Origin of the sequence: Rhizobium sp. BR 249, from assembly GCF_047445895.1 — a bacterium.
Taxonomy (GTDB): Bacteria; Pseudomonadota; Alphaproteobacteria; order Rhizobiales; family Rhizobiaceae; genus Rhizobium.
This window is the reverse complement of sequence record NZ_JARWKX010000006.1, coordinates 164,470-188,174: the sequence shown is the minus strand read 5'-3', so window position 1 is coordinate 188,174 and position 23,705 is coordinate 164,470. Positions and strand designations below refer to the sequence as shown.

22 protein-coding genes are annotated in these 23,705 nt (G+C 62.3%); 8 read left to right on the top strand and 14 right to left on the bottom strand.

Translation table 11 applies throughout. From position 1 onward, the window contains the following. The first annotated feature begins 141 nt into the window (after positions 1-141). The 3 genes from QD408_RS08295 (at position 142) to QD408_RS08285 (ending at position 3,321) form a co-directional block, all read left to right on the top strand. A complete protein-coding gene (locus QD408_RS08295) occupies positions 142-2,520 on the top strand; it encodes a PAS-domain containing protein (RefSeq protein ID WP_414138989.1) in 2,379 nt (792 codons plus the stop codon). Between the two features lie 104 nt (positions 2,521-2,624). Next, the gene (locus QD408_RS08290) at positions 2,625-2,903 is read left to right on the top strand and encodes a type II toxin-antitoxin system Phd/YefM family antitoxin (RefSeq protein WP_414138988.1); all 279 of its coding nucleotides are present in this window, start codon (positions 2,625-2,627) and stop codon (positions 2,901-2,903) included. Next, positions 2,890-3,321, top strand: coding sequence for a plasmid maintenance toxin (PemK-like) (locus tag QD408_RS08285; protein ID WP_414138987.1), 432 nt, complete (start codon positions 2,890-2,892; stop codon positions 3,319-3,321). The genes QD408_RS08290 and QD408_RS08285 overlap by 14 nt, the downstream gene beginning before the upstream one ends. 38 nt (positions 3,322-3,359) lie before the next feature. Here the strand turns inward: QD408_RS08285 and QD408_RS08280 are convergent, their stop codons facing one another. From QD408_RS08280 to QD408_RS08250, 7 genes are all read right to left on the bottom strand, one after another. Next, the gene (locus tag QD408_RS08280) at positions 3,360-5,210 is read right to left on the bottom strand and encodes a DUF2264 domain-containing protein (RefSeq protein ID WP_414138986.1); all 1,851 of its coding nucleotides are present in this window, start codon (positions 5,208-5,210) and stop codon (positions 3,360-3,362) included. A 75-nt stretch (positions 5,211-5,285) separates the two neighbouring features. Further along, positions 5,286-6,560, bottom strand: a complete 1,275-nt coding sequence (locus tag QD408_RS08275) for an ABC transporter substrate-binding protein (RefSeq protein WP_414138985.1) — start codon at positions 6,558-6,560, stop codon at positions 5,286-5,288. A gap of 40 nt (positions 6,561-6,600) precedes the next feature. Further along, a complete protein-coding gene (locus tag QD408_RS08270) occupies positions 6,601-7,314 on the bottom strand; it encodes a DUF624 domain-containing protein (RefSeq protein ID WP_414138984.1) in 714 nt (237 codons plus the stop codon). 20 nt (positions 7,315-7,334) lie between these two features. Then, positions 7,335-8,444 carry an ABC transporter ATP-binding protein gene (locus tag QD408_RS08265; RefSeq protein WP_088684141.1) on the bottom strand — a complete coding sequence of 370 codons (1,110 nt, stop codon included), beginning with the start codon at positions 8,442-8,444 and terminating at the stop codon, positions 7,335-7,337. A gap of 15 nt (positions 8,445-8,459) precedes the next feature. Beyond that, positions 8,460-9,632, bottom strand: a complete 1,173-nt coding sequence (locus QD408_RS08260; protein ID WP_414138983.1) for a glycoside hydrolase family 88 protein — start codon at positions 9,630-9,632, stop codon at positions 8,460-8,462. Between the two features lie 4 nt (positions 9,633-9,636). Next, complete coding sequence (locus QD408_RS08255; protein ID WP_088684143.1) at positions 9,637-10,473, bottom strand: carbohydrate ABC transporter permease; 837 nt, start codon at positions 10,471-10,473, stop codon at positions 9,637-9,639. Next, positions 10,470-11,450, bottom strand: a complete 981-nt coding sequence (locus tag QD408_RS08250) for a carbohydrate ABC transporter permease (protein ID WP_184467648.1) — start codon at positions 11,448-11,450, stop codon at positions 10,470-10,472. Before QD408_RS08250 ends, QD408_RS08255 begins: the two co-directional genes overlap by 4 nt. Positions 11,451-11,674: 224 nt before the next feature. Here QD408_RS08250 and QD408_RS08245 point away from each other — a divergent pair, with 224 nt between their 5' ends. After that, entirely contained in the window at positions 11,675-13,465 is a 1,791-nt protein-coding gene (locus QD408_RS08245) for a heparinase II/III family protein (protein WP_414138982.1), read from the top strand. A gap of 11 nt (positions 13,466-13,476) precedes the next feature. After that, a complete protein-coding gene (locus QD408_RS08240; RefSeq protein ID WP_414138981.1) occupies positions 13,477-14,319 on the top strand; it encodes a carbohydrate-binding protein in 843 nt (280 codons plus the stop codon). On the opposite strand, the gene QD408_RS08235 is transcribed toward QD408_RS08240, so the two are convergent. Further along, positions 14,314-15,324, bottom strand: coding sequence for a GlxA family transcriptional regulator (locus QD408_RS08235; protein WP_414138980.1), 1,011 nt, complete (start codon positions 15,322-15,324; stop codon positions 14,314-14,316). The two genes, QD408_RS08240 and QD408_RS08235, sit on opposite strands and share 6 nt — an antisense overlap. Beyond that, positions 15,321-15,899 (bottom strand): isochorismatase family protein, encoded by a 579-nt coding sequence (locus tag QD408_RS08230; RefSeq protein WP_414138979.1) that lies wholly within the window; start codon positions 15,897-15,899, stop codon positions 15,321-15,323. The genes QD408_RS08235 and QD408_RS08230 overlap by 4 nt, the downstream gene beginning before the upstream one ends. A gap of 181 nt (positions 15,900-16,080) precedes the next feature. Here QD408_RS08230 and QD408_RS08225 point away from each other — a divergent pair, with 181 nt between their 5' ends. Both QD408_RS08225 and QD408_RS08220 read left to right on the top strand, forming a co-directional pair. Continuing rightward, positions 16,081-16,749, top strand: coding sequence for a response regulator (locus tag QD408_RS08225; RefSeq protein WP_088684148.1), 669 nt, complete (start codon positions 16,081-16,083; stop codon positions 16,747-16,749). Beyond that, complete coding sequence (locus tag QD408_RS08220) at positions 16,739-18,139, top strand: sensor histidine kinase (protein ID WP_414138978.1); 1,401 nt, start codon at positions 16,739-16,741, stop codon at positions 18,137-18,139. Before QD408_RS08225 ends, QD408_RS08220 begins: the two co-directional genes overlap by 11 nt. A gap of 192 nt (positions 18,140-18,331) precedes the next feature. On the opposite strand, the gene QD408_RS08215 is transcribed toward QD408_RS08220, so the two are convergent. The 4 genes from QD408_RS08215 to QD408_RS08200 form a co-directional block, all read right to left on the bottom strand. Next, positions 18,332-19,213: an ABC transporter permease gene (locus QD408_RS08215; RefSeq protein WP_414138977.1), complete on the bottom strand. Its 882-nt coding sequence runs from the start codon at positions 19,211-19,213 to the stop codon at positions 18,332-18,334. Positions 19,214-19,225: 12 nt separating this feature from the next. Next, the gene (locus QD408_RS08210) at positions 19,226-20,044 is read right to left on the bottom strand and encodes an ABC transporter ATP-binding protein (RefSeq protein WP_414138976.1); all 819 of its coding nucleotides are present in this window, start codon (positions 20,042-20,044) and stop codon (positions 19,226-19,228) included. A 94-nt stretch (positions 20,045-20,138) separates the two neighbouring features. Then, positions 20,139-21,152 (bottom strand): ABC transporter substrate-binding protein, encoded by a 1,014-nt coding sequence (locus QD408_RS08205; RefSeq protein ID WP_414138975.1) that lies wholly within the window; start codon positions 21,150-21,152, stop codon positions 20,139-20,141. Positions 21,153-21,426: 274 nt separating this feature from the next. Next, positions 21,427-22,155, bottom strand: coding sequence for a FadR/GntR family transcriptional regulator (locus QD408_RS08200; protein WP_088684287.1), 729 nt, complete (start codon positions 22,153-22,155; stop codon positions 21,427-21,429). A gap of 216 nt (positions 22,156-22,371) precedes the next feature. Between QD408_RS08200 and QD408_RS08195 the strand changes: the two genes are divergently transcribed. Further along, on the top strand, positions 22,372-22,557 hold the full coding sequence (locus QD408_RS08195) for a hypothetical protein (RefSeq protein WP_414138974.1): 186 nt from the start codon (positions 22,372-22,374) through the stop codon (positions 22,555-22,557). Positions 22,558-22,567: 10 nt separating this feature from the next. Here the strand turns inward: QD408_RS08195 and QD408_RS08190 are convergent, their stop codons facing one another. Continuing rightward, positions 22,568-23,575 (bottom strand): LacI family DNA-binding transcriptional regulator, encoded by a 1,008-nt coding sequence (locus QD408_RS08190; RefSeq protein ID WP_414138973.1) that lies wholly within the window; start codon positions 23,573-23,575, stop codon positions 22,568-22,570. Positions 23,576-23,705 lie beyond the last annotated feature (130 nt).

The window sequence follows — 23,705 nt, the reverse complement described above, 5'->3', positions numbered from 1 at the left end:
TCTGCCGCGGTTGTTGCAAATCGATCTGCGAGCAAACTATTTTTCAACCATAGAACGCGGAAACGATGTGATGCCGACCTCAGGTGAGGCGCATGTTAACCGGCACGACCTATAGTCGCGTTCACATGAACAAACTGGGGGATGGTCTTGTCCGACGAGCTGCACACGATCATTGCAATGGGCGGCACTTTGTCGAGCCTGCCCGGCATCGGCGATCGCCTTGCGCAACAGGGTATCGTGATCGATGTTCACCACGACCGGAATGAATTTCACCGGCGTGCAGGCAGTCGCCCCCTGCCGGAGCTGATCGTGCTGGACGCCGCATCGCCGGAGGGGCGCGGTCTGGAAGACTGCCGCCGTCTCAAGGAAGACGTTGGCACCCGCGATATTCCGGTGATCATCCTCGTCTCGCCGCAGGATGAGGAAAGCACGGTTGCAGGGCTTGCCGCCGGGGCGGTGGATTGTGTTTCCAGCCTCGTCTCCGCCACGGAGCTCGTCGCCCGCATCAAGAGACATATCGCGCTCGGCGCGGTTCACGCGCGGCTGCAGGGACGGAATGAACAGCTCGATACGGCGCTTGCCAGCATGGGGCAGGGCGTATGTCTGTTCGATGAGGGCGGCCGGCTGCTGCTTTCCAACAGCCGTTACGCGGAAGTCTACGGCCTCGATCCCTCCGTCATCCATCCGGGGCAATCGCTCGAGGACATCCTGAACCTGCGCCACGAAGTAGGCGCCGTTCCCTTCACGTCGACCTCCGAATATCTCGTCTGGGCCGAGGCGACCAATACGGGCGATACGCCCCAGGATTGGGTCAAGGAACTCAAGTCGGGCCAGATCATCCGCGGTTATCACCAGCGCACGCGCGACGGCGGCTGGGTATCGACCCACGAGGATATCACCCAGGCCTGGCTCGCCGAGAAAGCCCTTGCCAAGGCGCATCTTCAGGCAGAGCACGCCGAACAGGAAGCGCGCGCCGCGCATGCCCGGCTTCTCGCCGCTTTCGAGGTCGTTCCGGAAGGGCTCGTCCTGTTCGACGCCGAGGACCGCTTCGTCCTGTGGAACCGCCGATATGAACAGCTTTATGAGGAAAGCGGCGACAAGCTTCTGAAAGGAATGCGTTTCGAGGATCGTCTGCGCGCGGGTATCGAATGCGGCCAATATCCGGAAGCGATCGGACGCGAGGAGGAATGGCTCGCCGAGCGGCTGGCATATCATACCCGGCCCAGCAGCAAGCACGAGCAGCGCCTGCCCGGAAACCGATGGATACGGATCGAAGAACGGCGCATTTCCGATGGCGGCAGCGTCGGTATCCGCGTCGATATCACCGATCTCAAGATGCAGGAGGCCTCGTTCAGGCTGCTGTTCGAAGGCAACCCGATGCCGATGTGGGTCTATGATCGGGAAACGCTGAAATTTCTCCACGTCAACCAGGCCGCCATTGACCATTACGGCTATAGCCTGGACCAATTCCTGACCATGACGCTGCTCGACATCCAGGTGCCGGAGAACGTGGCCCAGCCGAAAGCCGTCTTCGATGCGGAGGATCAGGTTGCCTCGACCAGCGCTTCCCGGCATCTCAAGGGAGACGGCGCGGCCATCGACGTCACGGTCTATTCCACCTGCCTGAACTACAAGGGCAGTGCGGCATCGCTGATGGCCGTCGTCGACGTCACCGAAGCCAAGCGCGCCGAAAAGGCGCTGCTGCACCACCGCGACACGCTGGAAGAGATGGTGCGCTCGCGCACCGTCGAACTGGCGCGGCAGACCGAAGAACTCGAACGGATGCTCGAACAGGAAAAGCAGATCAACGAATTGCAGCGCCAGTTCGTCTCGATGGCATCTCATGAATTCCGCACTCCGCTCGCGGTGATCGACGGCGCGGCGCAGCGGCTCATCCGCCGCAAGGAGGCGGCGACGCCGGAATTCCTCGCCGAAAAGGCGGAGCAGATCCGCAGTTCTGTGTCCCGTATGCTCGAACTGATGGAAAGCATTCTTGCCGCGGGCCGGCTGGATCACGGCCGGATCGCCATCGTCCATAAGCCCTGCTCGATTACCGAGATCATCGAAACCTGCAGCGCCCGCCAGGAAAGCATCCGGCGCTCCCACCGTTTCCTGCTCGAACTGGATAGGCTTCCCCCGACCATCTTCGGCGATCAACCCGCTCTCGACCAGGTCTTCAGCAACCTCTTCTCGAATGCCGTGAAATACGCGCCGGACGCTCCGAACGTCCACGTCACCGGCTGGCAGGAAGGGGATAGCGTCTGCATCAAGGTGCGCGACGAAGGCATCGGCATCGATGCCGACGACCTTCCGAAGATGTTCCAGCGCTATTTCCGCGCCAGAAGCTCCACAGGCATCGCCGGCACCGGCATCGGCCTCAATCTCGTCAAACAGATCATCGAGCTTCACGGCGGAACAATCGAGGTGACGAGCAGCCGCGGGAACGGCACGACGTTTACGCTCAGGCTTCCGATCGGGGCGGAGATGTCGGATGAACTGCGCGTTGCTGCTGGCCGTTAGGTTGTAGGCGACCTCTCCCCACGGCTTCCTGCGGACATAATAGAGGTTTTTGACTTGTAGGAAATCCGGAAATCCCGTATTTTACGGAAAATCGGAGATCTCAAATGACATCCACTGTAACGGCCGCAGCCGTGTCCAAGAACTTTGGAACATATCAGGACGCTGCCGTTCGCGAACCGGTGATCATTACCAAGAATGGCCGACCGCGAACGGTCTTGATAGCCTATGAGGATTATATCCGCCTCACAAAACGCGATCGTCGTGTCGACCTGACGACGACCCTTAGCGATGAGGAGCTTGCGGCGGTTGAATCGTCGCAGATGGAGCCGGGGCTTGATCATCTCGATTCGGAGCTGTTGAAAGACAAGCATGCTGCCGACTGAACCGAAAGTCGGCTGGCTGCTCCGCTATTCCTACCTCTGGCATCGGCAGCATCTCGAAGGCCGGGAGGAGGGCGACAAGGACCGCCCGGTCTTGGTGTTGGCGCTCGTCGCCATGCTGGACGACAAAACGCCGATCGTCCGAGTTTTGCCGGTGACCCATTCGCCGCCACCTGATCCAGGCGATGCGGTCGAAATCCCGGCTGCCACCAAACGACGTCTCGATCTGGATGACGAGCGATCCTGGATCGTTTTGACCGAGAGCAACCGCTTTGTGTGGCCGGGGCCGGACATTCGTCCTGTTGAGGATGAGAGCGGTTATCTCGGCCCGCTGCCGCCGGCATTGTTTAATGAGGTCAAGCGCCGTTTTGTCGAACTGGTGCGTGGACAACGCCATCGCGCCACAGTCCGCAGCGAATGATTGTTTCCTGCAACAATGAGCCACCAGCCGAGTGACGGCTACAGTTGCAAAGCGAATGCCGGCACCCGCACGCCGTTCTCACGGAAGTGCCGCTCCAACTCACCAAGATCCGGGCAGGCCGGCGGATTCTCCAGCGCCTGTGCCCAATTCTCCTGAACAGGCAGCGCCATCGCCGCGGTGACCAGCACGGTTGTTCCCGGGGCGATGTCGCCGCGCAGTTGCGGCAGCAGGGTCTTGGCGTGGATGAGGTTGGTGTTGGGGATCGGGCTCATCGCGTGGCCGGTTCTCGGATGAGGCGAGAGGTCGACGATGGCGCTGATGTCGGTCTGACCGTGCCAGACGGCACGGCCTTCCGCCTGCTCGGAGCGGTCGGCGTTGAAATCGGCGCGTTCGATCGCAAAGCCGCCCTCGATGGTGCTGAGTGCACGCGGCGTCGCGATGCGGTGGATGCGGATGTGCCAGGGGTTGGCGGGAAGCAGCCAGGTTTCGATGGTGACGTCGTTCCAGGGGCGCCAGCGGGAATAGAGCCGGTCGCCTGCGATCAGCGCCTCTTCGAGGGTTTCCCGCATGCGGAAATGCACGCCGTCATCGGAGAGGCCGAGCATGCCGTCGAAGCTTGCGGCGGCAAAATTCCGGTCGTCGGCTTCGATGTTGAAGGCGTAGCGGGTGGAATAGACGAATTTCGAATATTTCTCGTTGGCGCCGCGCATCTTGTCGTGCTGCTGGCCGGAGGAGAGCACGACGACGTTTCCGCGCGTGTGCATGGCGACCATTCCGGCTTGCTTCAGCGCAATAGGCTCGGGGAAAACAGGCTGTGGTGCCTCCGCAGCGGTCCAGAACGGATGATCGGCGGCAAGGGCGAGCGGCAGGAAGAATTTCAGCGCCCAATAGGGCGAGCCGGGCGAATTGTAGCTCTCGCTCATCAACAGGTTCGGATAGCCGTAGCCGACGGAGAGCACGCCGTCGCGATCGGCAATGGGCATGGCCGACCACCAGCGGATATGGCGCATGTAATAGCCCTTGATCTCAGCCCAGGGCAGCGCCTCGACGCCGGCAAAGGCGAGGGCGCCCCAGAAGCCGCCGGCCGCGAAGCGATAGGCCTGGCTGCGGCCGAAGGCGAGGGCTGCGCCATCGGGGCCGAACCAGTGGCGGATATCCCCGGCGAAGATTTCGGCGCGATCGCGGAAGCGCTTCTTGCGGGCTTCGTCGCCCCGCGCCAGCACGGTGTAGATCAGGCCGTAGAAATGCATGGCGAAGGGAATGTAGTGGTCGACCCGCCTGACCGGCCCGTCGCGATACCAGCCGTCGCCGAGGTCGAAGGCTTCCAACTCGTCGAGATAGGCGACGGTTTTGCCGTGGTCGAACGCCACGCCGACGCGCTCCAGCCCGAGATCGATGAGGACGCGGAAGAATTTCCAGTTGTTGTCGATGAATTCCAGTTCGCGCGCTGCAAGCAGATAGGCGGCGACCGTTTTCTTCTGACTGTCGTCAAGCGGTTCCCAGATGTGTTCGGGCACGAGCGCCAGCGCGAAGCCGACGGCTGCGAGCTCGACCAGCCGCTGGTTGCGGTCGGCGAGATCACCCCAATATTCGGGATGTGCGGGGTTGGTCCCGTTCGCGAGACCGCGCCGATAGAGATCCCAATGCGGAAAATGTCCGCCGCCGGCAGCAAGGGCAACGATGCCCCAGAGCGGCCGGGCAAACCCTTCCAGGTCAGCCGCCGCCCGGTCGAAGATCGCGCCGGCTGCACCCAGGCGCACACGGGCGCCGCCTTCGGAAAAGTAGGGCAGGAGCGGCCCGAAGAGATCGTTGACGGCCTTTGCGAGGTCGTCACGGGTCTTCAGGGGGTTGCCGAAAAGCGGGTTGGCCCTGGCGGGATCATAAATCATCGTCAGCTCGATACTTAAAAACAGGATCGGCCGCGGGCCGGATGCTGGCCCGCGGCCGTCGATATCGCGTGAGGCTTACTTGATGGCCTTCACGCCTTCGGTCATTTCCTTCAGCCCATCGTCGATGGAGGTGTTGTCGGTCATGATCGCGTCATGCGCCCGGTTGAGCACCACTTCGATCTTGGCGGCGTTCGGGTTGACCGCCATTTCCAGATAGGCTTTCGAGGGTATCAGCGCTTCCTTGCTGGCCGCGTCCTCGGGGAAGCCGGGCGTTGCCGCGATCTTGGCGCTGACGTCAGCGGTCTTGAGCGCGGGGAAGGTGCCGGTCGAGGCGATGACGGCCGCGCCCTCGGGGCCGGTGACGAACTTGATGAAATCGAGCGCGGCTTCCTTGTGCTCGGAATTGGCGTTGACCGCGAGACCCGAGATCTGCGCCGCCGTCGTGCCGGCCGCAACGCCGTCCGGATGCGGGAACTTCACGATGCCCCAGTTCTTGCTCTTCGATTCACCCGACTTCACCTTGGTGATCTGGGTGCCGACGAACCAGGTTCCCATCGGCAGCATACCGATCGTGCCGTTGAAGAAGAGCGCCGAATAATGCGTGTTCGACGTTTTCAGGAAGGCGTAGGAGGGGATCGCGCCGTCCTTCTGCAGGGTGAGTGCCCGTTCGTACCAGGGCTTCAGGAAGGCGTAGTCGCCATCGACCAGCGTGTGTTTTCCGTCGAGGATGCCGGGCAGCTGGACGGTGGAGCGCCAGGTATGCAGCAGCGCGCCATAGGTCTTGTTGGTGCCCATGCCGCCGGCAAGCTTCTCGGCGGTCTCGTCGAACTGCGCCCAGGTCATGTCGTTCGTCGGATAGGGCACGCCGGCTTTGTCGAAAATGTCCTTGTTGTAATAGACGACCCAGAAGTCGGAGCGGAACGGTATCGAATAGATCTTGCCGTCGATGGTCAGTTCTTCGATCAGGCCGCCATAGGGCGCCGGATCGATCTTCTGGTCCTTCACGAAGCCGCTGAGATCGGCGATGTTGCCGGCGCGGACCAGGTTGGTGTAGCCCGGCACGTCCTTGACGGTGACGATGTCGATGTCTTTCGAGCCGCCGGTCAGCTGCGTCGAGATCATCTGCTGATAGTCCTGCGAGCCGAGATCCATCGGCTCGAACTTCACGTTGGGATGCTTGGCCTGATAGGCCTCGATCAGCGGCTTGTAATAGGCTGTCTTGTCCCAGTCCCACAAAGCCCATTTGAGCGTTACGGCGTCCTCGGCAAGTGCAGCACCTGCCGTCGTTGCGGCCAAGGTGAAACCCGCCACGGCGAGTTTCATCGTCCTCCCGAATTTATCCATATACATTCCTGTTCTCCTTCCCTGGATCGTCTCTGGATCAGTTGTTTTATGAAGCGTTTGGTGCATGCGGTTTACGGTGCGGGGGCAAGTCCAGAACCATCACCGCCGTCCGATGGACGCCGAATGCGACGGCGAACATTCCGAGTGAAAAATTGAAGGTTGCCGGCATGAAGACGGAAACCGGATAGAAGAGGATATGCGCGAGCCACAGGGCGGCATTGAAGGCGAGTGCTGTAAGCGCCGGAAGCGGACGGACGACGGAGGCGAGCGCGGCGAGGCGCAGCAGCCGCAGCGCCGGCAGATCGCGCATCACCATCAGCACGATGAGATGGCAGGCGGTGACGGCGAGGAAGGCGGTCGCGACGAGGGCGATCGCGAGCGGTGCAGCCAGCATCAGATTATCACGCGCGCCGGCGGCATAGGTGACGATCGCATGGACGCCGATTGCAAGCGCGCCTGCCAAGGCGAGGCCCCAGGCGGTGGCGCGCAGGAAGTATCGCCGGAATGCTTCGGTGAAGTCCCTGAGCAGATAGGTATTGCGATCCTCCGCGAAGGCTACGCAGACGCGGGCCATGGCGGCGAGTGCTGCTGGCAGCGTCACCACGAGGAGCGAGGCCAGCAGGAACAGGATGTTCAGCTTGACCATCTCCCACCATTCGCGGGCGAGGATGTCGGCGAAGAGCGCAAGGCCGGTCTTTGCAGGCGCATCCTTCGGAATGCCCGGCCCCTCCTTCGTCCACATGTCCCGCAACCACTGCATGGCCGTCTCCCGCAGGCGCCTCAGTAAAGAATCGAGCGTTCCGTTTCCTTGTCGAACAGCTGCGCATTGCTCATGTCGGCGACGAGCGTCGCCTCTTCGCCGATGCCAGGCCGGAAGCGCGGCGAGACACGGGCGATGAGGTTGCGCCCACCCGCCACCATGTTCAGGTGCACTTCAGAGCCCATGGGTTCGGCTAGCTCCACCACCGCCTTGAGTGGCGCCAGATTCTCGGCTGGAATATCGGCCGGCGGCAGTTCGTGGAAATTCTCCGGACGGATGCCGAGCACCACGTCGCGGCCCTCATAGGGCGCGATCCTGCCCTTGTCGAAATGGGCTGGCAGCGGCAGTTCCCGGCCGTCGAAGACCGCGACGTAGCCGTCGCCTCGGCGAAGGATGGTCGAGGGCAGCATGTTCATTTGCGGCGCGCCGATGAAGCCGGCGACGAACATGTTGACGGGACGGTCGTAGAGGTTCTGCGGCGTATCGACCTGCTGGATGTGCCCGTCCTTCATGACGACGATGCGGTCGGCCATGGTCATGGCCTCCACCTGGTCATGGGTGACGTAGATGAAGGTGGCGTTGAGGCGCTTGTGCAGCTTGGTGATTTCGCTGCGCATCGTGCCGCGCAGCTTGGCGTCGAGGTTGGAAAGCGGCTCGTCGAGCAGGAAGACGGCCGGATTGCGCACCATGGCGCGGCCGAGCGCCACGCGCTGGCGCTGCCCGCCCGAAAGCGCCTTCGGCTTGCGGTTCAGAAGATGGGTGATGTCTAGGATTTTCGCAGCGTCCTGTACCTGGGCATCGATGAAATCGCGCGATACCTTTCGGAGTTGCAGGCCGAAGGCCATGTTCTTGTAGACGGTCATATGCGGGTAGAGCGCATAGTTCTGGAAGACCATGGCGATATCCCGGTCCTTGGAGGGGACGTCGTTCATCACGTCGCCGCCGATCCGGAGCTCGCCGCCCGAAATCTCCTCGAGGCCGGCGATCATCCTGAGCGTCGTCGATTTGCCGCAGCCGGAAGGACCGACCAGGATGATGAATTCCTTATCGGCGATTTCCAGATCGATATCGTGGACGACGGTGAGCGCGCCGTAGGATTTGTTCAGCTCTTTAAGCGAAATGCTGGCCATCGGGTTCTCCTGACGTCACCAATAGGAAGACCAGCGGCGCGAAAGGCGCGTCAAAGCTTCCATGTAATAATAATCTCCCCAGGAGACGCATTCATCGACGCCCTCGCCGCGGCAGGTGTTGAAGGGCGACTTTTTCGAATAGGTGGCGTGCAGCACTAGGCCGTTGGAAACGGTGGGGTCCTTAACCGCATAGTGGTCGGCGAGGCTCTTCATCATCCGCCGCGCCAGTGTGCGATAGCGTTCGGCGGCTTGCGCCTCGACGAGGTCGGCCATTTCAAGCAGGCCGCAGGCGGTGATCGACGCCGAAGAGCTGTCGCGCGGCTCGCCGTCGCCATCGGAAAAGACGAGATCCCAATAGGGCACCATGTCGGCCGGCAGCCGATTGAGATAGAAGGCGAGCAGCCGGTCGAAGGTTTCTTGATATTCATTGATCCGCTCATAGCGATAGGAGACCGCCATGCCCGCAATGCCCCAGGCCTGGCCGCGCGCCCAGGCGCTGTCGTCCCGGTAGCCCTGCTTGGTGGCGCCACGCACCGGCGCTCCGGTGAGCGGGTCCATGTAGAAGGTGTGATAGGTGGAATCGTCAGGGCGGACCGAATTGGCGAGCGTGGTGCGGGCGTGAATGAGCGCGATCTCGCGATATTTCGGGTCGCCGGTCTCGCGGCTTGCCCAATAGAGAAGCGGCAGGTTCAAGAGGCAGTCGATGATGTAGCGGTATTCCTCCGCTTTGCCCTTGTGGCCCCAGGCCTGGATGAACTGGCCGATCGGCTGGAAGCGCTCGATCAACTGGTCGGCCGCAAGGATCGCAGCCTTGCGTCCGTCTTCGTCTCCGACGAGCTTCCAGGCGGCGATGCAGGAGGGCGAATAGAGAAAGCCCATGTCGTGGTGGTCGGTCTCGATACGATTTTCGATCCGGTGCAGGAAGGACTGGACCTGGATTTGCGCGGCATGGCGGAAGACCGGGTCGCCGCTATGCTCGAAGGCGAGCCACAGTTCGCCCGGCCAAAAGCCGGCCGTCCATTGGGTGTTCGCTACGGCGGGAAAGAAGTTTCCGACACTCGAATGATTCTGCGAGGCGTAGGTGAATTCGGGAAGGTTGCGGCGGATCTGCGCGACGGCGAGATCGAGCGCAGCTTTGACCTCTTCGTCGGTGATCGGCTGTGGGGCGACAGAGGAAACGGCGTTCATGGATTTAACCCTTCAGTCCCGTCGAGGCGATGCCTTCGACGAAGAAGCGCTGGAGAGAGAGGAAGACGACGAGAACCGGGATGAGGGCGACGACGGAGGCCGCCATGATCAGCCCGTATTCGGCCGAATATTGCGAGATGAACATGCGCAGACCAATCTGGACGGTCTTGAGCTCCGTCTTGGTGAGATAGATCATCGGCCCGAGGAAATCGTTCCAGGTGGTGACGAAGGTGAAGATCGTCAGCGTCGAGAGCGCGGGCTTCGACAGCGGCAGCATGATGCGCGCCCAGATCTGGTACTCGTTCATGCCGTCGATGCGCGCCGCCTCGCAGAGCTCGGTCGGGATCGACATATAGAACTGCCGCATCAGAAAGACGCCGAAGGCGGTGAAGGCCTGCAGGCAGATCAGCGCCAGATGCGTGTTGTTGAGGCCGAATTCGCGCATCAGCAGGAATTGCGGCACCATATAGACCTGCCAGGGCATGGCGATGGTGGCGATATAGCCGAGGAACAGCGTGTTCTTGTAGGGGAAATTCAGCTTGGCGAAGGCGTAGGCCGCGAAGCTGGAGGTAAGCAATTGCAGCAGTGTGACGATGATCGTCAGCTTCGAAGTGTTGTAGATGAAAAGGGCGAGCGGGATCTTCGTCCAGATATCCACATAGTTCTGCCATTGAGGCTGCGAGGGTATCCACTCGATCGGGAAGGCGAAGACGTCGCGGCTGAGCTTCAGGGAGGCCGAGAGCATCCAGGCGAAGGGCATCAGCATGACCAGCGTCACCGTGATCACGATGGCGTAGAGAAGGACCGTCTTGAGGGTGATCTTGCGTCCCGCGATCCTCATGCCTCGTCCTCCCGCTGGCGCCGGAACTGGAAGACCGTGACGGCGAGCACGAGGAAGAACAGCACCAGCGACACCATGCTGGAATAGCCGAGATCCCAGGAGATGAAGGCCTCGTTGTAGATGTGATAGACGAGGACGAGCGTCGAGGTGCCGGGGCCGCCCTGGGTGATCATGAAGATCTGGTCGAACACCTTGAAGGACTGGATCGTCAGCATGACGGTGACGAAGAAGGTCGTCGGCCCGAGCTGCGGCACGGTGACGTGGATGAACTTTTGCCAGGAATTGGCGCCGTCGAGATCGGCGGCCTCATAAAGCTCGGCGTTGATGCCCTGCAGGCCGGCCAGATAGATGACCATGTAATAGCCCATGTTCTTCCAGATGCCGAAGAGGATCACCGTGACCATCGCCCAATGGCGGTCGGCCGCCCATCCCGGCATGTTCTTCGGATCGAGGCCGAGCGTGTAGAGGATCATGTTCACCGGTCCCATCTCGGGATTGAAGATCATGTTCCAGACGACCGCGACGGCGACCAGCGAGGCGACATAGGGGAAGAACATCGCAGTGCGGAAGAAATTCCGCCCCACGATCTTCTGGTTGAGGAGAACGGCGAGGCCGAGCGCGCAGAGCAGCGTCGCCGGCACCGAGGCGACCGTATAGATCACCGTATTCCAGAAGGCGGCGATGAAGGCCTTGTCCTCGAAGAGACGCCAGAAATTGTCGAGGCCTGCGAATGTGATCGCATTCGAGCCGTCCCAATGCATGAAGGCGAGCGCGAAGGCGAAGAGGATCGGGCCGAGCGTGAACACGGCGAAACCGAGGAAATTCGGCGCGATGAAGGAATAGGCGACGAGCGCATTGCGCAGCTTGCGCTGGCGCTTGGACAGGACGGCGACCTTCCGGCGGGGCGTTGCCGGAACGCCATCCGTTGCGATGGCCGAATTCGATATGGACACCGATGCTTCCTCCTGGGCGGACATTCTGCAGCTGACGGCTCGCGGAGATTTCCGAATCCTCGATCCGGAACATCCGGGCGGCCGAATGCCGCCAGTTCTTCCTCCTGCCATCGACATAGCACATATCCGGTATTGGTCAAACAAGTTCTGAATAGATCATACAAATTTTATGGCGGGCGCCGGAAACATATGATAGGTGAGCATGAAGACCGGTTGCGCGTCGAGGCTATTCGAATGCGGGGAGGGACATGTTCAGCGAGATTTCAGGGGAATTGCCGGACAGTTTGGGCGATTTCACTCCCGGCGCGATCGCTGCGGATCGCGCCATCTGGAACGCCGTGCCGCAGACCATGCGGGATGCCGTCCTTCGCGATGCCGAAACCACGCTTGCGCGCAGCTGGCCTCTCATCACGGCCTCCGATTACCGGGAATACACGGAGACGGGCAACCGCTCGCGCTTCGAGGAGCTCTATTTCACGCGGCGGCGGATGCTCAACGATCTGGTGCTCGGCGAACTCGTCGAAGGCGGCGGCCGGTTCCTGCCTGGCATCGTCGACGGCATCTTCCTGATAACGGAGGAGAGCGGCTGGCAGCTGCCGGCGCATAATGCCTATGAACGCGGCGGCCCGCGCCTGCCGTTGCCTGACAATTCGCAGCCGGTCGTCGATCTCTTCGCCGCTGAAACCGCGGCCCTGCTTGCAACGATCGTCGCCTTGCTGGGCGATGAGCTCGACGGCATCAGCCCGGAGATTGCGGCGCGTGTGAAACGCGAGATCGAAATCCGCATCCTGACGCCCTATCTCGGCCGGCATTTCTGGTGGATGGGCCGCGGCGACGAGCGGATGAACAATTGGACGGCCTGGATCAGCCAGAACGTCCTGCTGACCGCCTTCTCGCTGAACACCGATCAACCGACGCGCCGCGCCGTCGTCGAAAAGGCGCTTGGCAGTCTCGATGCCTTCCTGAAGGATTATGCCGAGGACGGCGCCTGCGAGGAGGGCGTGCTCTATTACCGCCATGCCGCGCTCTGCCTCCACGGCGCGCTGACTGTTCTCGATAGCGCGGCACCCGGCCTGTTCGACAAGATCTGGCGGCAGCCGAAGATCCGCAACATGGCCGAATATATCGCCAACATGCATGTGGCCGGCCGTTATTGTTTCAACTTCGCGGATTCCTCCGCCGTCGTCGAGCCCTGCAGCGCGCGGGAATATCTGTTCGGAAAGGCTGTTGGTTCCGAGATGCTGACGGATTTCGCCGCAGCCGACAGGGCCACGGCGGATAATCCGCACCTGCCCGGGGAATGGAACCTCTGGTATCGCGTGCAGGAATTGCTGGTGGGAACGCTGCCCGCAGCCGAGCCGCGTCCGGACCCCCCGCGCGATATCTTCTATCCCGGCATCGGCCTCTTCGTCGCCCGCGACGGAGCGTTTTCGCTCGCGGTCAAGGGCGGCAACAATGGCGAAGGCCATAATCACAATGATGTCGGCAGCGTCACGCTCTACAAGAACGGACGCCCATTCCTGATCGATGTCGGCGTCGAGACCTATACCGCCAAGACCTTCTCGCCGCGCCGCTACGAAATATGGACGATGCAATCGGCCTATCACAACCTGCCGACTTTCGAAGGCGCCATGCAGTCCGCCGGCGAAGCTTTCGGCGCTAGGGATGTCGAGGTCGAATTCGGCGATGATCGTGCGCGCATATCGCTCGACATATCAGGCGCCTATCCCCCGGAAGCGGATCTGCGCAGCTATCGGCGCACCGTTTCCCTGATGCGGGGCCGACATGTCGAGATCGTCGACGCTCATGACGGAGATAAGCCGGCGGTCCTGTCGCTGATGATGTGCCTCGCGCCGACCGTCACCCCCGAGAAAATCGATCTTGCCGATCTCGGCAGCATTTTCGTCGAGGGCGCCGGTACGATCGAAATCGACGAGATCGAGGTGGATGATCTCAGGCTGAGATCGGCCTGGCCCGAAAAACTCTTCCGTCTGCGCCTGCCGTTTGCCGGCAAGCGCCTGAGACTGCGGATCGTCTGAGGAGGGCGAGCATGGAATTGACGCTGAAGATCGTGGATGCCGATGGCTTCGTGCTGGCAAGCTCGACAGGTCAGGACGAGACGTTTCTGGTCTATCGCCAGAGCTATGGCGAGGGCGACTGCGTCATCGTCGAGGCTCCCGAGCCGGGGCATGTCTTCCTCGCGCTGGACAGTGCGGTCCATCCCGCCCTGGTTTACATGAGGGAAGGCGCCTATTCGCTTGCCGTGCCCTTCGGCGACAAGCGCAAGTCTTACTCGCCGAACGCCTTCAAGGGCGAGATCCACCGGCTTTCAGCAAGACGCGCGCGGCCCGACGAGATCGCTCAAAGGCGCAATCTCGCCCTGAACCCCTGGGACGATCACGCCAACCGCACGCTTTTTCCACATGCATATGCCAATGTGGAAACCCGCGGCGAGGCCGCCTTCGCCGCGCGCAACGCCATCGACGGCGAAAAGGCCAACGACAATCACGGTTTCTGGCCCTATACGAGCTGGGGCATCAATCGCGATCCTCAAGCCGCGCTGACGGTGGAGTTCGGCCGGCCGGTGCGGATCGATGAGATCGTCATCTACATCAGGGCGGATTTCCCGCATGATTCCTGGTGGGAAAAGGCAAGTCTCACCTTCTCAAATGGCAGGAGTTTTTCATTCCCGCTGGTGAAATCGGGCGCCGCGCAGAGCTTTGCGATAGATCCGTGCATCATCGAATGGGTGGAACTGCACGGCCTTGTGAAGGCCGAGGACAGTTCGCCCTTTCCGGCGCTGACGCAGATCGAAATCTGGGGGACGGAAGTGGCTGCCGCCGTCGCTGTCGAAGACGAGGCCGGGCACGCCGCCCTTCCTCTTCCTTTATGAACCGATGGCCAGCTTGGGCCGCGCCGCGCTCGGCGGGCTGTCATGCAGGCGGTTCCAGGCGCGGCGCAACTGCCTGGCCGAGCCGAAACCGGCGCGCATCGCCACGGCTTCCATATCCAGCCTCGAGCCGGCGAGCATCTCGCGGGCGAGCGCCACGCGCATGCGGTTGACGAAATCCGTGACGCTCATGCCGGTATGTTCGTTGAACAGCCGCGAGAGGTTTCGCGGGCTGGCGCCGCTGAGGCGCGCGAGCGAGGCGACCGACCAGTCGCGGGAGGGATCGGCGGCGACGGCATCCTGGGCGCGATGGATGGCCGGGTGGATATGGTTGCGGCCTTCGAGCCAGGGCGAAAGCTGCGGGTCCGAGCCACCGCGCCTGAGATAGACGACGAGATAGCGCGCCACCGCAAGCGCGCAGGCATGTCCCGCCGCTTCGGCAACGATGTGCAGCATGAGGTCTATGCCGGCGGTGATGCCGGCGCTCGTCAGGCGTTCTCCATCCTCGACATAAAGCCGGTTGTCCCGGATGCGCGCGGTGGGCGCAAGCCGCGCCAGGTCCTCCATGCAGCCGTGATGGGTGGTGCATTCGCGGCCGTCGAGCATTCCGGCCTCTGCGGCGAGCAAAGCTCCCGAGCAGATCGAGGCCAGCCGAACCCCGGGACGAATGGCCCGCTTCAGCCAAGCGACGATCGCGGCCTGGTCGACGCGCTCCTCTTCGTCCCACGGACGATTGTTCTCGATCGGCGCGTCGGCGCTGCCGGCGATGACGACAAGCGCCTGATCGGGCAAACGCTCCGGCAAGGCGGCGACACCCGTCACGGCAAGGCCGATCGAGCTGCCGGCCGTTGCCGACGGACCGATATAGGTGACGCCGAAGCGGACCGCCGTCTGTTCGAGGTTTGCCTTGCGCAGCACTTCGATCGGGCCGGCGACATCGAGCAGCAGCACGCGCGGCGGCACGACGACGTAGACGGGAATATCGAAGGGCTGCGCTGTATCAGTCATGCCGCGAGTTGCTCTGCGCGCCCGGCCAGCGCCTGTTCGACAGTGGCGACCCGGGCAAAACGGCCGGACAGGACCAGTTCCGTCCGGCCCCGGATTTCTCCGGCGCTCCAGGTGCGGCCTGCCGCGTCGGTCATCGGGAAGGTCAGGGTCGCTTCACCGGCATAGTCGACCTGATAGCCGAGATCGGAGGCGTGGCGCGTCGTGGTCTCGCAGCACTGTTCGGTGCGGATGCCGGAGACGATGATACGGCGAACGCCATTTTCGGTCAGCCATACGTCGAGCCCGGAGCCGACGAGCGCGCTGTGGCGGCTCTTCTTGAAGATCGCTTCAGGTGCGATCCTGAGCGGGGCGAGGGTTTTGACGAAGCCGGAGGCCTCCGAGAACGGCCCGCCTCCATCGACATGGAAGATCTGGACGACGGGTATCCCGCGAGCCTCGGCGCCGTCGATCAGAGCCTGCTGGCGTTCGATATAGGCGGAGGCGAGGTCTTCATGCCAATAATCGCGCTGCCGGAAGGACTCCTGGGCGTCTATGACGAGAAGAATGGTTTCATGGCCGGACATTTTCTGCTCCATGGCGGTTGATCATGAAGCCATATTCGACGACATGAAGACAGAGGAAAATGCATGTGCCGGACAAATAGCGGACAATTCGCGCCAATGCCTGTTTAAGGCAGCATCGGCCGGCAGCAATGGGCGAGATGCAACTCCATGGATACGCTTCCGCCGAACCCTCCGCACGTGCTAAGGGGGATGGATGAGACTGCTTGTGGTGGAGGACAACAAGGATCTGGCGGCCTGGCTGGGCAAAGCCCTGCGGCAGGCGCAGTACACTATCGACCTTGCCTATGACGGCGAGGATGCCGAACATCTGCTCAAGGTGGCGGAATATTCGGCGATGATCCTCGACCTTTCGCTGCCCAAGCTTGACGGGCTGACGCTTTTGAAGCGGCTGAGGCAATCGGGAAACAAGCTGCCGGTCATCATCCTGACCGCCAATGCGAGCCTCGACGGCCGTGTGGCCGGGCTCGACAGCGGCGCCGATGACTATCTCGCCAAGCCCTTCGAAATCGCCGAACTCGAAGCGAGAATCCGCGCGGTCGTCCGCCGCGGCCAGGATCGGGCATCCTCGGAGATCACAGTCGGGAACCTGCGCTTTTCCGGCGGCACGCGGCAGTTCTTCGTCGAAGGCGAGCCGCTGCAGCTGACGCCGCGGGAATATGCCGTTCTCGAACAGCTCGTCATGAAGCTCGGCACCACGGTCTCGAAAGCCGCCCTCTCCGAAAGCGTCTTCGGTTTCGACGACGAGGCCGATCCGAGCGCCATCGAAATCTACGTCCACAGGCTGCGCAAGAAGCTCGAAAACAGTTCGGTTCAGATCGCGACGCTGCGCGGGCTCGGCTATCTCCTCAGACATGTCCAATAGCATCGTGACCAAGGCTGGGGGAACGATCGCGCGGCTCAGCCAGAGCCTGAGAGTACAACTGCTCTGCTGGGTGCTGCTGACGCTCTTCGGCGCGATCGCCTTCAATCTCTACGACAGCTTCTGGTCGGCCGACGCGACGGCAAAGCTGGTGACGGATCGAACGCTGCTTGCCTCGGCCCGAGTCATCGCCGAGGCGGTGCGCGTCGATGAGGGCGGCAATGTTCAGGTGGATGTGCCGCCGGCCGCGCTCGAGATGTTCGATACCGGCTTCGGCGACCGGGTCTTTTACAAGGTCATCACCGTCTGGGGCAATCTGGTGAGCGGCTTTCCCGATCTGCCGCTGCCGGCCGTCCAGCGCGTCGGTGAGGATCGCGCCTTCCACGGCGCCGATGTGCGCGTCCTGATGCTCGATCATCCGGTCGTCGGTCTTCCCAATGACGGCACGATCTCCGTGACCGTCGCCGTGACGCATAACAGCCAATATGCGATGCGAAGGCAGTTGTGGCTTTCGGATTTTTCGAAGCAGTTCGTGCTCGTCTTCCTTGCAAGCCTGGTGACCATCCTCGGACTCCAGCGCGGCCTCGCGCCTGCTCTGAGGCTGCGGGACGCCGTGCGCCGGCGCGGGCGCAACCGTCTCGATCCGCTGCCGCCGGAGATGGTCCAGAGTGAGCTGCGCCCGCTCGTTCATGCGCTGAACGATTACATGGAGCGCGTCCAGAACCAGATGGCCGCGCAGCGGCGGTTCGTATCGAACGCGGCGCATCAATTGAGGACGCCGCTGGCGCTGATTTCGACGCAGGCAAGCGTGGCATCCCGCGAAGACGATGCCGCCCGCCGCGACGAGGCGCTTGCTGCGCTGCGCACCAGCACCCGGCAGATTTCGCGCCTCGCCAGCCAGCTTCTCACCTTGTCACGGGCCGAACCCGGCAGCCGCCGCCCGCGCAGCGATGCGACGGACCTCAGCAAGGCGGCCCGTGAGATCCTGGAAGCGCATGCCGAAGAGGCGCTCAGGCGCAACATCGATCTCGGTCTGGAGGCGGACCGCTCCGTCATCGTCGAGGGTGACGGGACGATGCTGCGCGAAATGCTGGTCAACCTCATCGACAACGCGATCCGCTACAGCAAAGCCGATGGGCGCGTGACCGTCGCCGTCGGCCAGGCGGACGGTCACGCCGTCGTCACCGTCGAAGACAATGGGCCGGGCATTCCAGAAGGCGAGCGCGAGCAGGTTTTCGAACGGTTCTACCGGATCATGGGGACGGAAAGCGAAGGGAGCGGCCTCGGGCTTGCGATTGTCCGTGAGGTCGTCGAAGGGGCTGGAGGTTCGGTTTCGCTCGGTGATGCGGAGGAGGGCGGTCTTATCGTGACCGTGAGACTTCCGCTTGCTTGAACCGGCGACGCATCAAATGAACAAAGGCCGGGGTATGATGCCCGGCCGGAGTTTAATGACACTCCTCGCTCTCTACCCGGCGTCATCCTCGGCCGAGCATGACGAAAGAGAAGTTGGCCGACTTGCTTAACAAACAGAAGGCCGGGCGTGGCGCCCGGCCTTCGCTTCGATCTGCCTTGGGAGGAGGCGGATTTATTGCGTATCGAGGTGCTGCTGCGGGCGCCATTTCGCCAGGCGGTTCTCGATCAGCGTCATGATGTATTCGGCAAAAAGCGTGACGACCATGACGAGGAGGATGGCCGCGAACATGCCGGCGGCGTCGAAGGTGCCCTTGGCGATCGAGATCAACTGGCCGATGCCGAAGCGGGCGCCGACGAATTCACCGACGATGGCGCCGATGATCGCAAAGCCGAAGGAGACATGCAGGCTCGCGAAAATCCAGCTTATCGCCGAGGGAATGACCACCGTGCGCGTTACCTGCCAGTCGGAAGCGCCGAGGATGCGGGCGTTGGCGATCATGTTGCGGTCGGCTTCGCGCACACCCTGGAAGGCGTTGGCGAAGACGACGAAGAACACCATGATGAAGGCGAGCGCCACCTTGGACGGCAGGCCGAGGCCCATGATCATGATGAAGATCGGGGCCAGCACCACGCGCGGGATCGAATTGATCGCCTTGATGTAGACGGAGAAAATGTCGGAGAGGAAACGGTTGCGGCCAAGCCCGATGCCGACGAAGACGCCGGTGATCGAGCCTGCGAAGAAGCCGATCAGCGCCTCCTCCATCGTCACCCAGAGATTATACCAGAGCGACCCCTCGGTGGTGCCTTCGGTTGCCCATTCGTAGAGCCGCTCGAGCACGCCGCTCGGGCTCGAATAGAAGAAGGGGTCGATCCAGTTCATGTTGGAGGAGAGCTCCCACATGCCGATTACGAAGACCAGGATGGCGACCTGCCAGAAGCGCACCAGCGTGTTGCGCCGGCGTATCGCCTTCAGCGCGGAGGCTTCGATCTCGGCATCCGACGTGCCCGGACGAAACAGGGTGGCCGAAGCGGCCTCGAAAGTCGTGTTTGCCATGATATCCTCCCGTCAGGCCGCTTCGCTTGCGCGGCGGTAACTGGTTTCGACCTCTTCGCGCAGGTCCTCCCAGATGGTCTTGCAATAGTCGATGAAGCTTTGCTCGTAGCGGATCGCCGACACGACGCGCGGGCGGGGAAGCTCGATCGGATAGACCGATTTCACCGTCGCCGGGCCGGCAGTGAGCACATAGACCTTGTCGGCAAGCGCCACGGCCTCTTCGAGATCGTGGGTGACGAACACCACGGAGGCCTTGCGCTCGGCCCAGAGCTTCAGGAGTTCTTCGTGCATGACCGTGCGGGTCTGGACGTCGAGCGCCGAGAAGGGCTCGTCCATCAGCAGGATTTCAGGTTCGTTGATGAAGGTCTGCGCCAGCGAGACGCGCTTGCGCATGCCGCCGGAAAGCTGATGGGGGTAATGGTGCAGAAACTTCGACAGGCCGACGCGCGCCAGCCAGTCGCGCGCGCTCTGTTCCGCCTCGGCGCGCGATTTGCCGCGAAACAGCGGGCCGGCCATGACATTGTCGATCACGTTCTTCCACGGGAAGAGCGCGTCGGTCTGGAAGGCGAAGCCGACACGCGGGTCGATGCCGGTGATCGGCCCGCCCATCAGGCGGACTTCGCCGGCGCTCGGGCGTGCGAGCCCCGTCACGAGGTTGAGCGTCGTCGACTTGCCGCAGCCGGTCGGGCCGACGACGGCGACGAACTCGCCGCGGGCGACCGTCATGTTGAAATCGCGCAGCGCAGTGAGCGACTTTCCGGTCGGCGAGACGAAGCGCCGGCTGACATTGATCAGCTCGATCGCCGGGGTCTGTTTGTTGTCCTGTTGCATGGTGATACCTGAGGCGTGCTTAAGGGCGCGCACGCGATGCCCGTGATCGAACGGACGCCGCTTCCGCTCGGGAGCCGGAAGCGGCGTGGCGGCCTCACTTGACGTTCTTGACGAACTCGGTCGTGTAGGTCTTGGAAAGGTCGATCTGCTTGCCCTTGACGTTCTTGGAGAACTCCGAGAGCACGGCAAGCACGGTCTGCGGACCGTCTTCCGGCATCACGCCGTCAGGCGTGAACATGCCCTTGCCCTCTTCGAGCGCCTTGACGTAGCCGTCCTTGTCGCCGACGTAGAAATCCTTCGGCATCTTGTCGGCAATCTCGGCGGCGGAATGCGTATTGATGTATTTCAGCGTCTTGACGAAGGCGTTGGCGAGTTTCTGTGCCTCGTCCTTATGTTCCTCCACCCAGGACGTTTCCATGTAGAGCGAGGCCGCCGGATAGGTGCCCCCGAGCGCCTTGCGGGTCGCTTCGACGGTGCGCATGTCGACGAGGACGCTCGCTTCGCCTGTTTTGATCATGCGCGAGATCGTCGGCTCCGTCGTCATGCCGGCCTGAATCTGATCCTGCTGCATGGCGGCGATGAAGGTGCCGCCCGCGCCGACCGGAATGGTGACGACGTCGCCGGGCTTGAGGCCGGCCTTTGAGGCCATGAAGAGGGTGAGGAAGTTCGTGGAGGAGCCGAGACCGGTGACGCCGAGGCTCTTGCCCTTGAAGTCGGCGGGCGACTTGATCTCGGGATGCTTGCTGGAAACCATCTCGACCTCGCCCGGCGCCTGGCTGAACTGAACGACGGATTCGACGAACTTGCCCTTGGCCTGCAGGTCTACACAGTGGTCATAGAAGCCGACGACACCCTGCACGGCGCCTGCCAGAAGCTGGTTTTCGGCATCGACGCCAGCCGCTTCGTTGAGCAACTCGACATCGAGACCTTCCTCTTTGAAGTAGCCCAGGGATTCGGCGAGCTTGGCCGGCAGATAGATCTGCTTCTCATAGCCGCCGACCATGATGGTGATCTTGTCGGCCGCGCTGGCGGCGCTCGCCGTGAATGATGCTGCAGCGAAAAGCGCGGAAAGAGCGACGGTGTGAAAAAGGCTGCGTGAAGAACGCATTGATATCTCCTCCTGATGGTTTACCCGCATCGTCGTCTCGTCACCTTGACCCGTGTCTCCTCCACGATGCTGCCCTTTCCTAAGACGCCGAAGCTTTCAACTAGCTTTCAGCCGCAGACAGGTTAACAGCCCGTCCATGCATCACGCCGATATGGGCTGCGCACGTCCCTTACAATAGACGCGGCTGCGCAATCGGCCAGCAGATTTGCTCGCGGCGGCCGGGATAACTGTTGGTCTGGTGATGTCTGAAAAGCTGCAGCGCTTTGCGCTAGCCTCAGCTCGTGAAGCTTCGCAGATCCTTCAGCAGGTTGCGATACCTGGCCTGGCTGCCCACCAGATGCTCACGCATGGCGTTGCGGGCCGCCTGATCGTCCCTGTCGGAGATCGCCACGATGATCGCTTCATGTTCCCGGTGAATGAGCTTGCGGTAGGCGGTCTGTTCGGCCGTCCTCGTTTCCGGGACGACCCGCGATTGCGGGATGATCGCCGAGCCCTGGGCCTCGAGGAAGTGCTTGAACAACGGATTGTTCGTCGCTTCGGCGATGGCGACATGGAGCTCGAGATCGGCTTCGCGGATGGACTGATCGGTCTCGATGCAACGGAGGATTTTCCGGTGGCATTCGAAGATCGCTTCCTCCTGCGCCGGCGAGCGGCGCAGCGCGGCGAGCCCCGCCGCCTCGATTTCGACAGGGGTGCGGATCTCCAGCACCTCCAGATCGGAGGCGACGCGGGCCTTGTCGACTTTCCGGCCCGACAGCGCCGGGTCGGGGCTGATCACGAAAATGCCCGCTCCCTGGCGCACCTCGACCAGCCCATCGGAGCGAAGGGCTGCCACGGCTTCGCGCACCACGGTCCGGCTGACGCTGTGCGTCTCGGTCAGTTCATGCTCGCTCGGAAGCTTGTCACCGGCGGCGTACTGGCCGCTGAGGATCGCTTGGCGAAGGCTTTCGCCGACCTGTGAAACCAGCGACCCCGAACCCCTGCTGCGATCCTTCCCCTGAATAGCCACGCCTCGACCCCCCGCATCGGCTTCGATCTGGACGCCGTTCGAACCAGCGGCATCCCGGAATTTACGATTCATCACACATGTATGACAAATCTTGCGGTCTTTCAATGGATGCGCGGTTGCGGCGCTTGCCGATTTTGGCGGTAGGGCGGCGCCGTCATATATGAATGTAAGTTATTCGCTATGATTGCGATGGTCGATAAGAGAGCTTCGATGGAAACCAGAATCCCGACTGAACATGTTCCGCTGCCGCTTGCTCAGGAGAAGCGTCGGAGTTTGACCCTTGAGGCACTGGTTGATGTGGACGAGGGCAGGACTGTCGATCACGGGTTGATGCGAGCATGGGCTGATAGCCTCGATGATGATCGGCCTCTTCCCTTGCCTCGTGAGGAAATTTAGGCAAGCGCCTTTACAGCCGCCTTGTCGACTCTCCACGCACGAATCTCGGCGTCAGGATGAAATCCCGCGGCGGCTCGGCGGCGGCCTCGGGGGTTGCGATCCTGGCGAGCAGGCGCTGTGCGGCCAGTTCGCCGAGCTTCTGCGCATCCTGCACGACCATGGTGATGCGCGGCGTGATGACGTTGCTCCAGGGTACGTCGTCGACCATTGCCAGCGATACGTCGTCGGGACAGCGGAAGCCCATTTCCTGCATCACCTGCAGGGTTGCCAGTCCCGTCATATTGTTGGCGCCGATGATGGCGGTCGGCCGGTCGCGGCGGGTGAGCAGGCGCATCGCCTGCGTATGGCCGCCGCTCCTGGTGTAGCCGCCCTCGACCACCAGCGAAGGATCGACGTCGACGCCGGCGCCGGCCATCGTGTCCATGAAACCTTTCAGGCGCTCGTCGGCGGTGTGCAGGCCGCTCGGGCCTGATATGAAGGCGATGCGCCGGTGGCCGAGTTGCAGCAGGTGCTCGGTCAGGATCGTCGTCGTCAGCGGATTGTCGGAGCCGACGAAATCGCGCTCGGCGCCCTCTACCTTCTGGTCGAACATGACGATCGGCGTCTTGAACTCGCGCAGGAAGGTTGCGTATTCCGCGCCGCGCCCGTTTGCCGCCAAGGCGATGCCGGCGATCTTCTGCGCCTGCAGCCGCTCCAGGAGCGCCCGTTCGAGATCGGCGCGCCCGGAGGAGTCGGCGATCAGCACGAAATAGCCGTGGTCGAGCGCCTGGTGCTCGATCTCGCGGCGGATGTCGCCGAAGAACATGTTGCCGAGATTGGCCGAGACGAAGCCGATCAGCGAGCTGCGCCCGCGCGCCAGCGTCTGGGCTACCGGATCGATACGGTAGCCGGTCGATTGTATCGCCTGCTGGATGCGGTCGAGCGTCTCGGCGCCGACCCGCTTCGGGCTGTTGAGCGCGAGCGAGACGGTCGAGATCGAAACCCCCGCCAGGCGCGCGACATCTCGTATGGTCGTCATGTCTATCGAACCGGTTCTAAAGCTTTCTTTTGTCAGATTTTATTCGCCGTTGCAACAGAACTTGGCTAAATGCCTACTTCTGAGCCGACTATTTCGAAGTTTTCGAATTGCGAATTTCGGCTTGACAGGG

Coding starts and splice junctions, on each gene's coding strand:
- QD408_RS08295 (WP_414138989.1), top strand. CDS start 142: ATGGTCTTGTCCGACGAGCTGCACACGATCATTGCAATGGGCGGCACT.
- QD408_RS08290 (WP_414138988.1), top strand. CDS start 2,625: ATGACATCCACTGTAACGGCCGCAGCCGTGTCCAAGAACTTTGGAACA.
- QD408_RS08285 (WP_414138987.1), top strand. CDS start 2,890: ATGCTGCCGACTGAACCGAAAGTCGGCTGGCTGCTCCGCTATTCCTAC.
- QD408_RS08280 (WP_414138986.1), bottom strand. CDS start 5,210: ATGATTTATGATCCCGCCAGGGCCAACCCGCTTTTCGGCAACCCCCTG.
- QD408_RS08275 (WP_414138985.1), bottom strand. CDS start 6,560: ATGTATATGGATAAATTCGGGAGGACGATGAAACTCGCCGTGGCGGGT.
- QD408_RS08270 (WP_414138984.1), bottom strand. CDS start 7,314: ATGCAGTGGTTGCGGGACATGTGGACGAAGGAGGGGCCGGGCATTCCG.
- QD408_RS08265 (WP_088684141.1), bottom strand. CDS start 8,444: ATGGCCAGCATTTCGCTTAAAGAGCTGAACAAATCCTACGGCGCGCTC.
- QD408_RS08260 (WP_414138983.1), bottom strand. CDS start 9,632: ATGAACGCCGTTTCCTCTGTCGCCCCACAGCCGATCACCGACGAAGAG.
- QD408_RS08255 (WP_088684143.1), bottom strand. CDS start 10,473: ATGAGGATCGCGGGACGCAAGATCACCCTCAAGACGGTCCTTCTCTAC.
- QD408_RS08250 (WP_184467648.1), bottom strand. CDS start 11,450: ATGTCCGCCCAGGAGGAAGCATCGGTGTCCATATCGAATTCGGCCATC.
- QD408_RS08245 (WP_414138982.1), top strand. CDS start 11,675: ATGTTCAGCGAGATTTCAGGGGAATTGCCGGACAGTTTGGGCGATTTC.
- QD408_RS08240 (WP_414138981.1), top strand. CDS start 13,477: ATGGAATTGACGCTGAAGATCGTGGATGCCGATGGCTTCGTGCTGGCA.
- QD408_RS08235 (WP_414138980.1), bottom strand. CDS start 15,324: ATGACTGATACAGCGCAGCCCTTCGATATTCCCGTCTACGTCGTCGTG.
- QD408_RS08230 (WP_414138979.1), bottom strand. CDS start 15,899: ATGGAGCAGAAAATGTCCGGCCATGAAACCATTCTTCTCGTCATAGAC.
- QD408_RS08225 (WP_088684148.1), top strand. CDS start 16,081: ATGAGACTGCTTGTGGTGGAGGACAACAAGGATCTGGCGGCCTGGCTG.
- QD408_RS08220 (WP_414138978.1), top strand. CDS start 16,739: ATGTCCAATAGCATCGTGACCAAGGCTGGGGGAACGATCGCGCGGCTC.
- QD408_RS08215 (WP_414138977.1), bottom strand. CDS start 19,213: ATGGCAAACACGACTTTCGAGGCCGCTTCGGCCACCCTGTTTCGTCCG.
- QD408_RS08210 (WP_414138976.1), bottom strand. CDS start 20,044: ATGCAACAGGACAACAAACAGACCCCGGCGATCGAGCTGATCAATGTC.
- QD408_RS08205 (WP_414138975.1), bottom strand. CDS start 21,152: ATGCGTTCTTCACGCAGCCTTTTTCACACCGTCGCTCTTTCCGCGCTT.
- QD408_RS08195 (WP_414138974.1), top strand. CDS start 22,372: ATGGAAACCAGAATCCCGACTGAACATGTTCCGCTGCCGCTTGCTCAG.
- QD408_RS08190 (WP_414138973.1), bottom strand. CDS start 23,575: ATGACGACCATACGAGATGTCGCGCGCCTGGCGGGGGTTTCGATCTCG.